General features: G+C 60.5%; 13 protein-coding genes and 1 tRNA gene. 3 read left to right on the forward strand and 11 right to left on the reverse strand.

Translation table 11 applies throughout. The features are described from left to right. Nucleotides 1-246 precede the first annotated feature (246 nt). Entirely contained in the window at nt 247-678 is a 432-nt protein-coding gene (gene arfB, locus NCN06_RS09165; protein ID WP_226397496.1) for an alternative ribosome rescue aminoacyl-tRNA hydrolase ArfB, read from the forward strand. Nucleotides 679-683: 5 nt separating this feature from the next. Here the strand turns inward: arfB and mazG are convergent, their stop codons facing one another. Both mazG and NCN06_RS09175 read right to left on the reverse strand, forming a co-directional pair. Beyond that, nucleotides 684-1,508 carry a nucleoside triphosphate pyrophosphohydrolase gene (mazG, locus tag NCN06_RS09170; protein WP_226397495.1) on the reverse strand — a complete coding sequence of 275 codons (825 nt, stop codon included), beginning with the start codon at nt 1,506-1,508 and terminating at the stop codon, nt 684-686. 33 nt (nt 1,509-1,541) lie between these two features. Continuing rightward, entirely contained in the window at nt 1,542-2,024 is a 483-nt protein-coding gene (locus NCN06_RS09175; protein WP_250398871.1) for a metal-binding protein, read from the reverse strand. A gap of 58 nt (nt 2,025-2,082) precedes the next feature. Here NCN06_RS09175 and NCN06_RS09180 point away from each other — a divergent pair. Continuing rightward, nucleotides 2,083-2,154 (forward strand) — tRNA-Val (locus NCN06_RS09180). A gap of 1,109 nt (nt 2,155-3,263) precedes the next feature. Here NCN06_RS09180 and NCN06_RS09185 read toward each other — a convergent pair. After that, on the reverse strand, nt 3,264-3,653 hold the full coding sequence (locus NCN06_RS09185; protein WP_226397493.1) for a putative quinol monooxygenase: 390 nt from the start codon (nt 3,651-3,653) through the stop codon (nt 3,264-3,266). Between the two features lie 306 nt (nt 3,654-3,959). Here NCN06_RS09185 and NCN06_RS09190 point away from each other — a divergent pair, with 306 nt between their 5' ends. Beyond that, nucleotides 3,960-4,145: a hypothetical protein gene (locus NCN06_RS09190; RefSeq protein ID WP_115024612.1), complete on the forward strand. Its 186-nt coding sequence runs from the start codon at nt 3,960-3,962 to the stop codon at nt 4,143-4,145. A 102-nt stretch (nt 4,146-4,247) separates the two neighbouring features. Here the strand turns inward: NCN06_RS09190 and NCN06_RS09195 are convergent, their stop codons facing one another. The 8 genes from NCN06_RS09195 to NCN06_RS09230 all read right to left on the reverse strand — a co-directional run bounded on the left by NCN06_RS09195 (nt 4,248) and on the right by NCN06_RS09230 (nt 10,193). Next, entirely contained in the window at nt 4,248-4,565 is a 318-nt protein-coding gene (locus NCN06_RS09195) for a hypothetical protein (RefSeq protein WP_226397492.1), read from the reverse strand. A gap of 103 nt (nt 4,566-4,668) precedes the next feature. After that, nucleotides 4,669-4,968: a TIGR03894 family protein gene (locus tag NCN06_RS09200; protein ID WP_226397491.1), complete on the reverse strand. Its 300-nt coding sequence runs from the start codon at nt 4,966-4,968 to the stop codon at nt 4,669-4,671. A 95-nt stretch (nt 4,969-5,063) separates the two neighbouring features. Then, on the reverse strand, nt 5,064-5,300 hold the full coding sequence (locus tag NCN06_RS09205) for a high light inducible protein (protein ID WP_250398872.1): 237 nt from the start codon (nt 5,298-5,300) through the stop codon (nt 5,064-5,066). Nucleotides 5,301-5,338: 38 nt separating this feature from the next. Beyond that, complete coding sequence (locus NCN06_RS09210; protein WP_226397490.1) at nt 5,339-6,076, reverse strand: MBL fold metallo-hydrolase; 738 nt, start codon at nt 6,074-6,076, stop codon at nt 5,339-5,341. Then, nucleotides 6,073-6,483, reverse strand: coding sequence for a Fur family transcriptional regulator (locus NCN06_RS09215; RefSeq protein WP_226397489.1), 411 nt, complete (start codon nt 6,481-6,483; stop codon nt 6,073-6,075). Before NCN06_RS09215 ends, NCN06_RS09210 begins: the two co-directional genes overlap by 4 nt. 4 nt (nt 6,484-6,487) lie before the next feature. Next, nucleotides 6,488-8,461 carry a 4Fe-4S binding protein gene (locus NCN06_RS09220; protein ID WP_250398873.1) on the reverse strand — a complete coding sequence of 658 codons (1,974 nt, stop codon included), beginning with the start codon at nt 8,459-8,461 and terminating at the stop codon, nt 6,488-6,490. After that, nucleotides 8,454-9,362 (reverse strand): oxidoreductase, encoded by a 909-nt coding sequence (locus NCN06_RS09225; protein ID WP_226422761.1) that lies wholly within the window; start codon nt 9,360-9,362, stop codon nt 8,454-8,456. The genes NCN06_RS09220 and NCN06_RS09225 overlap by 8 nt, the downstream gene beginning before the upstream one ends. Before the next feature lie 39 nt (nt 9,363-9,401). Continuing rightward, nucleotides 9,402-10,193 carry a methyltransferase domain-containing protein gene (locus NCN06_RS09230; protein WP_226397486.1) on the reverse strand — a complete coding sequence of 264 codons (792 nt, stop codon included), beginning with the start codon at nt 10,191-10,193 and terminating at the stop codon, nt 9,402-9,404. Nucleotides 10,194-10,307 lie beyond the last annotated feature (114 nt).

Genomic DNA, 10,307 nt, shown 5'->3' on the forward strand with positions numbered 1-10,307 from the left:
CAGCTAAGGACGCCGTTGAATGGCTTTCATGCACCACATCTAGTGGTCTTGGTTGTTGACGAACACAAGATATATTGATTGAATATGTTTGGTTGGGGAGCTGCTGTGGAAGAGGGCAGCTCCAGAGCCATTTCCATCAGATCAAAGCTGCCGCGTTGTCTTTAGCAACCTGCTGCAGGACTTCAGAGCACTGGAAAGTTCAAGCTGTACAAAGTATTCCGTCGTTCCTGAACCAGGAGATGCGTGATGCAAGACCTGGTGGTGAATGAGCGGTTGACCATTCCGTCCAGGGATCTGCGCTGGCGGTTTAGCCGCTCATCCGGTCCAGGAGGGCAGGGGGTCAACACCACCGATTCCCGTGTGGAGTTGGTCCTGGATGTGGAGAACTGCACTTGCCTTGGTCCGTTTCGCCGAGCCCGACTGGTGGAACATTTTCAGACAAAGTTGGTGGAGGGCTGTCTGCGAGTTGTGGTCGCTGAAGAACGCTCCCAATGGCAGAACCGTCAGAAGGCATTGCATCGCATGGCGGAGCTTCTGCGGGAGGGCTTGCAGCCGCCGCCGCGCGCGCGCAAATCAACTCGGCCTGGCCGCGGTGCGGTGAAGCGGCGTTTGGATACGAAGAAAAAGCGTGGTGACCTCAAGCGTCAACGGCGAAGCCGGCCATCCATGGACGATTAATCGGATCAGGACGTCGAAGACTGTTCAGCCCTGATGGCTGCTTTGGCCTGTTTCCACAGGGCCTCGAGTTCGTGGATGCTGCGTCCCTGCAGATCTCCACCCAGAGCGGTCTCAACGCGGGAAAAGCGATCGAGGAAGCGCCGGTTGGTGCCAGCGAGGCCCTCTTCGGGTTCGATCGCGCACCAACGGGCCACGTTCACGAGCGTGAACAGCACATCGCCCAGTTCCTCCTGGGCGTGGTTCCGATCGCCACTGGCTACTGCTTCTTTGAGTTCATCAAGCTCTTCGTGGACCTTGTCCCAGACGCCGTCCATGTCATCCCATTCGAAGCCGGCCTTGGCAGCTTTCTTGGAGATGGTCATCGCTCCAGCGAGGGCCGGTAGCCCACGAACTTTGTCTCTGAGCTGGTCGCTGAGGGGGCTGGTTGAGTCAGCCAGGGCTTCGGCTTGTTCTTGCCTCTTGATGGCGTCCCAGCTGCGTCGAACGTCGTCACTGCTGGAGGCCTCGGCATCGCCGAACACATGGGGGTGTCGGCGGATCAGCTTCTCGCTGATGCCATCGGCAATCGCATCGAGATCGAACCGTTGCTCCTCCCCAGCGATCTGTGCATGCAGCACCACTTGCAGCAGCAGGTCGCCAAGTTCCTCCCTGAGGTGGTTGTCATCACCATGACGGACGGCATCAGCCACCTCGTGCGCTTCCTCCAACACGTAGGGCACCAAGGACGCATGGGTTTGTTCCAGGTCCCAAGGACAGCCCGTTGTTGGATCTCTGAGTTGTGCCACGACCTCGATCAGTCGTTGCAGCGCATCAGATGGAGCGTTGGCCATGCAGGGTCAACAACTTGGGTGAGGCCCACCCTCTCACTGCTGTCGTTTTTTGGACCATTCCTGGGGCCAGGGGTCGCCGTCGAGGATCAGATGGATCCATGCGCTGCTCTCCAACCCCACCATCAGGCTGATGAACTCACGCGGGTGCTGGCGGATCAGCTGCTGAAGCTCCGCCAGGAGCATCGATGGCGAGAGTGTCGGAATAGCAATGGTGACGACAAGGCACCACGTCAGAAGCACGCCCAGTCGCACGCTTGTTCCAAGCACTGGACCATGGGACCAGAGCGAGCGATGGGGGATCAGACGTCGGTACGGCCACCAGAGAAATCCGAGGGCTCCCCAACGCCGCAGCGCGTTTGAGCGCGTATCAAGATCGGGGGAAAGCCAGAGCCCACCAGCCAGCCAGCTCGCTGTGGCGATCACTGCTGCTTGGAGTCCCAGCACCAACCCAACAGCGATTCCGAGCGGGAGGCTCAGGATCCAGATGCTTTGGTCGTGGCGGCGACCCGTTGCCAAGCGTTCGCAGCTCTCGTGCGCCCCCAAAGTGACGCGTTAAGGCAGAATCTGCCCGGTGGGGCGATTAGCTCAGCGGTAGAGCACCTCCCTTACAAGGAGATTGTCACTGGTTCGATCCCAGTATCGCCCATCTCAAAAATCCAGTCGTGCACAGGAATGCCGAGGGGATCACACGTTCAGATCGGAACGCCATCGGCGGGGTTGTGCGGCTCGATAGTTAGAACCTCAGACCGTGCGCATGACGCAGTTGGTCATTGCTGACCAAGCATTTGCCTCGATCAGGATTGGTGGCGCCAGGTCGAAATGCAGCGTTTTTTAGAGGCTCATTTGACTTGCCGCGCATCCAAAGGAGTTGGCCTGTTGATGGGTCACGCCTGCAACTCACCCACTCATCTGAACGAGCCACCGGAGCGCAAACGAACAGGATTCCAAAAGCGATCAACCAAGGTGCAGACATAGGTGGCAATGAAATGAAATTGCTTGGCTGATTCAACAGAGGTTGCTGCAAAAACAATGGAGCTGCATTGCACTCGTGGCAAACAGTGCTTACCGATTGGAGATGCAGTACTTGCCTGACTTCCGATACCCATTGGGGCAGGAGTTCCCAGTTCGGATGAAGGCGTCCTTTGAGTTCTTGCTGGGCATGCAGTAGTCACCCGATGCCCGGTAGGAGTAGGGGCAGCCGCCGATCTTCGGCAACGGGCTCTGGGCTAATGCATGGGGAACAGAGCTCTCATGGCTGGAGAAGCGGCGTTCAAGCCCATCCTCGAGCCAAGGCCGTGCCCATGGATGAATTCCCAGCTGAGACCAGTGGTCTTAGCTCGCAGTTCAGGATGACTTCAGTGAAGCTTTGGCGTGAGGTTCACAGACGTGTGCAATGCTGGTGTGACGCCAAAGAGCCTTGTAAGGGCCCACAGCGCGAGAACCGATAACTCGATTCCATGAACCGAAGATCCAGCACTCCCCCCAGGGAGTGGCGAAAGGCTGGCAGCAATGCCACCCGAATTGACCTCAGTGGCTATGCCTCTGCCCAGCATCGCCGTTTTCTAAAAGCCGAGGCAGATCACGCTCCAAGAGAGCCAATTCCTCACTGACGACTTCTCCGGAAGTTCAAAAGGCCTGGGCTGTTCAAGACATTCTTCAGCTGTAGCCCTCTCTGTGATCAGCCATACAGAGAGCTCAAAATTTGAGAGAATCGCCTTGCACATGGTGGCTTGGCGTACCCGATGATTTCAACGCCTAGACCCTGCTGTACCCCAGCCTGGTTTCGAAGATTTTGAGTGGTAATCCGAAGGACTCCATCAGGCTGCGGCACGCATTGCCGACTGTGCCGTACACCTCAATGCTGAAGCCATCGCCAAGTTCAGCATGCTTTTTCAGGTACTCCTGGACTGGAGGATTGGAGACATGGGCGCTGAAGGCTTCGTCGTTGGCGTAAACCTCTGACCAAACAAATGCCTGTGGATCATCGGGATCCTGATCAAAGGTGTGGTGGATCATCCCCGGTTCAGAGGCCTGAACGGCTGTGTCGGTGGCACGTGCCAGTTCTAAATAGGCGTCCACGCATCCTTCTTTGACGTGAATGCGAGCCAAGAGCATGAAGGGTGTGCTCTGATCGAACGTTGCCATTGGCGTTTTGGCGCGTGGGTTGGGGCGTCGACAACAGCTTGGCCACCATCAGGCCAGCTTGCAGCCCAAACAGTCCCCGAGTGGGTCAACCCTCCAGCGGAAGTGATGAGATGTGCGTTTGGCGTCAGCCGTTGCTGCCGTCATCCATGCCGCGTCGAATCAGGCTTTGCGTCAACCAGAGCAGTCCGATGAAGCCAGCCGCGACGATCAGCAGAGACAAGGTTCAAGCTTTGAGTCGGAGCTTTACAAGCTACTCAGCGTTCGACTGCACCATCCTGGGAATGCAGGTCCCCTCGGCATTCGGTGATGCAACTGTTCCTGGCGTTGGTGGTTCCCGTTGTTCTGCTCGTGGGTCTGACTGCCCTGCTGGCGACGGGCCGGTTGGCCTTGTCTCGGAACGCCGCTTGGTTGTTGGCACGCCAGAACACCATTTGGATGGCTGGAATTGTGGCCCTTGCGGCCGCTGCGGTGGTGGTGGCCATGCAGCGTTGAGCTGATGATGTGGCAGCTTTTCTGAGCTGTTGCACCCCCAGCGTCAGCCACGTCGTTACTGATGCGATCTGTGGTGGCCCCCCCTAAGAGGTGCCGTTTCGGTTATTCGGGGGCGCAGGCTTCGCTTATCGCGGCTTCCGCAACTTGCCTTGCCAGTTGACTGCCGTAGGTGTCACCGGTTTCCTCCACCCACTTCTCTGCGAAGCCTTCAGCTGTCATCCACTGCCCCGCGAACTCGGCGAAGCCTTTGGCTTGGTCGGCATCCAGAACAAACGTCTGAGAGCTGCAATTCACCTTGCCGATCACGTCACCCTGGAGATTGTTCAGGTCTGTGACTTTGGCTGCTTCTTTCTCAGCACACGCGCCAAGGCCAAGAGCTAGAACGCTAGTAGCGATAACAGCAAGGGAGGAGAGTTTCAATGAAGGAGCGGGTCGTCACCACTCCTTCAGGCTGGCGCTGGGTTGACCGCCTGTCAGCCAGCGACGTCCTTTTCGTCCCGTCCGCATCAGCCGGCGGTTTTGATCAGCGGCTGCTGGTCCGTTTGCGAACAACCCTGGGGGTTTCCCGTTCGGTTTTGGCATCAGAGACGGTTTTGTCTTCTCCAGCCGAGTCGTCCTGGACAGGTTCGTCGTCGGGTTCCTGCGCCTCGATGACTCCAAGCACCATGGCGGCTTCCAGTTGATCGCTCATATCGCCGATGGTCAGGAGTGCTTTCAAGACCAGTTGGGCCCGTGGCGCTTTGGGCAGGCCGGGCCGCAGCTTCTTGGTGGTATTCCACAGCTCTAGAGCCACTTCCTGCAGCAGTTCCTTGTCAGCAGCCATTCGAGTCGAACGTGAATCGCACCATTCTCGTCATCGGGGGTCAGTTGTCTTCCGAGATGATGGAGATGCAGGGGCTGTAACAGCCCCCAATTGGATCAGAAGCAGAAGGGCAGGAATTGGGTGCGGCAGGCGGCGTAGCCATCCACAAGGGGGCCCAGACCGATTTGGTGAATGATGCCGGCACCGGTGAGGCCTTCGGTAATGATGCCGATCACGATGCCGACCATGGCGGCCCGCCCGTTGAAGCGTTCCGCTTTTTTGAGTTGCTCCATATGGATCTCGCGCGCGGCGACGCCTTGGAACCAAGACTCGTTTGCTTGCGTGGGCTTCATCAGGCTCAAGCTGTTGTTACAAAGCTTAATCCACGAAATCAGTTTTTCAGCAGCAGTCGTTCCCCCGGTGTGGGATCGGTCCAGCGGCTGCTTGTTGGCAGTTGGGCTCCAGTTCCGGCCACGGATCCTTTCATCTGCAAGGCGCGGCTCAGGGCGCCGTCGAAGCGCACATCGCCACCGGATGTGCTGGCGAGCACCGTCGTGGGTTGGAAGCGTTCCACCAGTTGTGGCACCACGGAGCATCCTTTGACAAATGCGCCCAGAGCGGGAAGCCCAAGATCCACCATCGGCGTGATGACGGCATCCAGCTGTTGCGGTTCCAGGGCTGGATCCAGAAAACCGTGGGGTTCCAAGTAGAGCGCGCCGGCTGGATGCTCGAGCAAATAGCCGTTTTCCACCGTGGGCACCGGTGCACCGGCACTGGCGCGTACCTGCAGGCCCTGGTGGGTGGTGCTTTCTCCGGGGGAGAGTGCTTTCACGTTGGTGAAGCCCAGGCGTTCAACCACGCGCGTTGCGGCTATGGATCCAATCACCGGCAGGGTTTTCGGCAGCAACGCCAGGGTTTCAGGGTGGGCATGATCCGCCAGCCCCTGGGTGAGTAACAGCAGATTCAGGTTCTCCGGGATGTCGCGTTCGCAGGGCAGCTCCCCTTTCAGCAGCCACTCCCCCGGGGGAAAACTCAGGCTGCCGCGCAGCCAGGGATCCACCAGAACCCGAAGATCATCGAATTCGAGCAACCAACCATTGGCTCCGTAGTAGGTGGCGGCCAGGGTCATGACGGATTTTGCTGCCGCTCGCGGCAGTCGCTGCAGAGACCAAAGAATTCAAGCGTGTGAAACAGGAGATCGAAGCCCTTGCGGCGGTCTTCGGGTACCTCCAGGTCGTGAATTGGACAGTGGTCGAGCGCTTGTGTCTTGCCGCAATCGACGCAGGTGAGGTGGTGGCGATCCCGCTCCAGTGGTGCGTAGAGCGCTTCGCCGTTGGGCAGGTGACGGCAGCGCACCAGGCCCCGTTGCTGCAGCTGACGCAGATTCCGATACACCGTGGCCAGTCCCATGGTTTGGTCGGGAGCGAGGTTGCGGTGCAGTTGCTGACCGCTCATCTCATCGCCACAGGCCTGGAGGCTCGCCAGCAACACCTTCTGGCGGGCATTGATTTCCGTTGAGGGGCGACGAGTGGCCATGGTTTTAGAGAGCGACCAACCAGCGGCCGCTGAGGCTGACCAGGAGCAGCACCATGCTGCCTCTGACCCAGGCCCGACGGTTGAGATCCAGCAAGCGGCGGCTCAAAATCACAGCACCAATCCACCCGATCAACACCACTACGGTCTGGCAGAAGCCGATCACATGGAGGTCGGCGGACCATTGCGGCCAACCAACCGGCAGAACCGTGCCCGCTTCGGACATGCCGATGGGCAGATGGCGTGCCAGGAGTAGGGCCCAGAGCAATGGCAATCCGGCATACAGCCAACGGCGTTTGAGCCACAAACCCGCTGCTGCTGGAAGAGCGAGGGCCAGCGCCGCAAAGCTGAGCCGAGCCAGCAGGGGGCCTTCATGCAAGGAAGACGGTGCAAGCGGCAGCCAGGCGAGCAGGCGCTGCCAGTGGTGCAGGCAGAGTCCGCCAGCCAGCACCAGGATCAGTCCGCGCTCTCCATCGGGGGCCTGCATGTTGCGTTGCAGATCGGCGGCAGGCGGGCGCAGTCGCAACTGCACAGAGCGGTTGGGACAGGCCTGGGTGCAGGTCATGCAGAGCACGCAGTTGCGGTTGTCGCTCAAGTGGGCGGGGTGGGTGCCCAGGGGACAGCCTTCGGTTGCCAGGCCCTCGCCATCAGCGGGTCCTCCCTTGAAACAGGCGTAGCTGCTGCAGCTGCCGCTGCAGGTGCCGACTTCAGCCCGCAATTCAAGGATCGAGAGTTTGGCGAATAGTCCGTTCATGCCTCCGACGGGACAGAGGTATCGGCACCAGAAGCGTTTTTCGAAAACCATTGAGCTGATCACGGCCCCTGCCGTGATCAGTAACAGCAGGCAGCTGCTCAGCCAGGCGGTGTCTTCAAGGTTCCAGACCTCTTCCCAGAGGAGAATCGCGGCAAACCCGGCGGCTAGAGCAGGAGCTCCCCAGCGGTCTAGGTCTCCATGGGGCCAACTCCTTTTTCGCCATGGAGTGATCCGTTGGGCGATCTGTCCCCACACCATGAATGGACAGATCGAGCACCAGAGTCGCCCCACCAGTGGGTAGCTCAGCAGGATCAAAGGCCACCACCAAGCCCAGAACAGGGTCAGCATTGGATTGGCTGCGCGCTCCTGGGGGCCAAGCCAGAGCGCCAGGTTCACAGCCACGAACAGCCAGCTCACCAGGCCGAACAGCAGCGTGTTCCAGAGCGCCGGTGCGCGCATCCACTCCCGCAACTGTGGTTTCCAGCGCCAGACGTCAAAACGGGTGCGCCGTGCTTTGTCTTCGGTCCAGAAGACCTCTTCGGGAAGCAATGGTGGAAGCTCGCCTTGGCTTTGCTGACGCGCCTGACGTAGGGCGCGATCGACCATCGCTTCGAGTTCGCGCAGGTTGTTGGCGAAATCGTGGTTCTGAAGCCGTCGCACCACGCTGTCGGGCAGGGCTGGTGGTTGGTTCCAACCGAGTCCAGGGCTCTGCAGCCTCAGCCGGTAACGCAGCCAGTCCCCCAGGTCGGTTCGGCGCACGCGTAAGGGAGGTACGCGGATGGCTCGCACCAGGCCATCGAGGGCCGGGATGGCGGCTTCGCTGGTGAACAGCACACGACCATGGAACCCTGGCACTTCGCCACGGGCCATCGCGATCAAGCGTTGCTGGAGCTCGTTATCGATGCGGTCCATGCCGCTCACCAACAGGGTGCTGGATCCGAGCTCATTCAGCAGGTTGAGCGTGCTGCCCTGCAGATCACTGGCATCCAGTCGCACCAGCAGACGGCGTCGTTCCGCTGATCCGTAGTGCACCAGGGCGGCGAGATTGTCTTTTTCCAGGCCGGGCTCACCGCTGATCAGCACTGGCTGGCGTTGCGGGTCTCTGGCGGCCTCGAGCACAGCACTGCGCAGCCGTTGGGCATAGCGACTGGATCCCACGACGCCACGTCGGGCCCGGCCCAAAACGAAGGGGGCCAACCGGTGCAACCCAGCGCTGGATTCAGCCACCGATCAGCTGCTCGCTCAAGCTCCAGAGCCGCTGCCGTTCGGCAGGTTGATTCGCTGCTGGGGCAACACGGCAGAGCGCCGGTGCACCCCGCAATCCACCGAACTGCTCAGGGCCGTAGTGCTCGCCACCCTGCGCTGTCGCTGCGGTGGCGGCATGCAGTTGCGGCAGGGCGCCCATGCTGGCGCTTTGAAACAAGGGATCCATCAGCCGGTAGGCCAGGGCCTCCAAGCGATTGCCAACGCTGGCGATCGCCGTGGGTTGCAGTTCGGTGCGTGCGATGCCTGGATGGGCGGCCAGTGAGCCGATGGGGCTGCCCTGTTCGCGCAGGCGTGCATCCAGCTCGAGGGCAAACATCACATTGGCAAGTTTGCTTTGGCCATAGGCCCCATAGCGGTCGTAGCCCTTGCTCCAACTGGGGTCGTCCCAGCGGATCTTGCCGAAGTACTGGGCCCCGGAGGTCACCGTCACAACCCGGGGGTCGGGCCGGTTCTGCATCAGCGGCAGTAGCGCCTGGGTCAGGGCCATGTGCCCCAGGTGATTCACACCGAACTGCAGTTCATGCCCCTGGGCGGTGCACCGGCGCGGCGGCGCCATCACTCCAGCGTTGTTGATCAGTAGATCGAGGCAGCCATAGCGCTCGCCAATGCTGTTCGCCGCCCGTTGGACGCTGGCTAGGTCCGCTAGATCCAAATCCACCAGATCCACCGCACCTCCATCCCGCTCCTGCAGCAAATCTTGTTTGGCCGTCTCCGCTTTGCGGGGGCTGCGGCACGCCAGCACCACGGTTGCCCCGCAGCGTTTCAAGGCTCGCGCGGTTTCGAGGCCCAGGCCGCTGTTGGCTCCGGTGATCAAGGCAATGCGCCCCTGCTGGTTCGGGATGTCAGCAGCGGACCAACCCATGTCTCGAGGAAGAGTGAATTCATTGTGCCGAGTTCGCTTTCAGAGTCGTCGCGCCAGGACCTCCAACACGGTTGGTCCAACCCAGTAGCAACCCGGTTCAGCCTGTGCACGGGCGATTTCATCCTGAGCCTCTAGTGCGTCGTCGGCACTCCAGTGCCCCAATTGTTGAAGTCGCCTGCCGAACACCAGGACAAACCGCTCCATCCATTGCCCGGCCATGGATCCGGCATCGCCCAACACGGGGATTGGCTTTAGGTGCTCGATTTGCCATCCGCGCTGGTGGAGCAAACCGGGGAGTTTCCGGTTGACGTCGGGATCGCCGCCGTCTTCACGAAAACTGCTCTGACAGGCCCGGCCAAAGCGCTGAATCGCTCGTCCGTGGGGATGCAGCCCGAAGGTGTCCCAGTGAACGTATTCATGGATCAGCCAGCGTCCGCCCGGTTGGATGCACTGATCCACCCCAGCCAAGAGGGGCTCCAGCTGGGGCAAAAACATGGCCACCCAGCGGCACCACACCAGATCGAAGAATTCACTTGGCCAGGGATCTTTGAGCAGATCCTGTTGGCGGAGTTCCAGTTGATGCAAGCCCGCTTGTTCCGCCATGCGGCGGCCCGATGCGACGTAAATCTCACTGCGTTCCAACCCCAGGACGCGACCTTGGGCACCCACAGCGTTCGCCAGATCTGCTGCAGCGAACCCTGGCCCCGCACCCAGGTCGAGCACGCTCTGCCCCAAATGGAGGCCGGCGCGCTGCCAGGCGGCTTGGGCCGTCGGTCGCCACAGAGAGTGCTGGAAACGCAGGCGTTCCAGCTCCTCGGTGTGGGTGCCCAATAGGTAGGGGTCCCTTGGTGATGCGGCGTCCGAACCCAGCTTCAGTCTTCCGGGAACAGCAATTCAGCCAGTTCGTCGGCATCGACGTCGTAGACGCGGGCCAGGCTGGTTTCG

The sequence above is a fragment of the Synechococcus sp. MU1648 genome (assembly GCF_023630615.1).
Taxonomy (GTDB): Bacteria; Cyanobacteriota; Cyanobacteriia; order PCC-6307; family Cyanobiaceae; genus Parasynechococcus.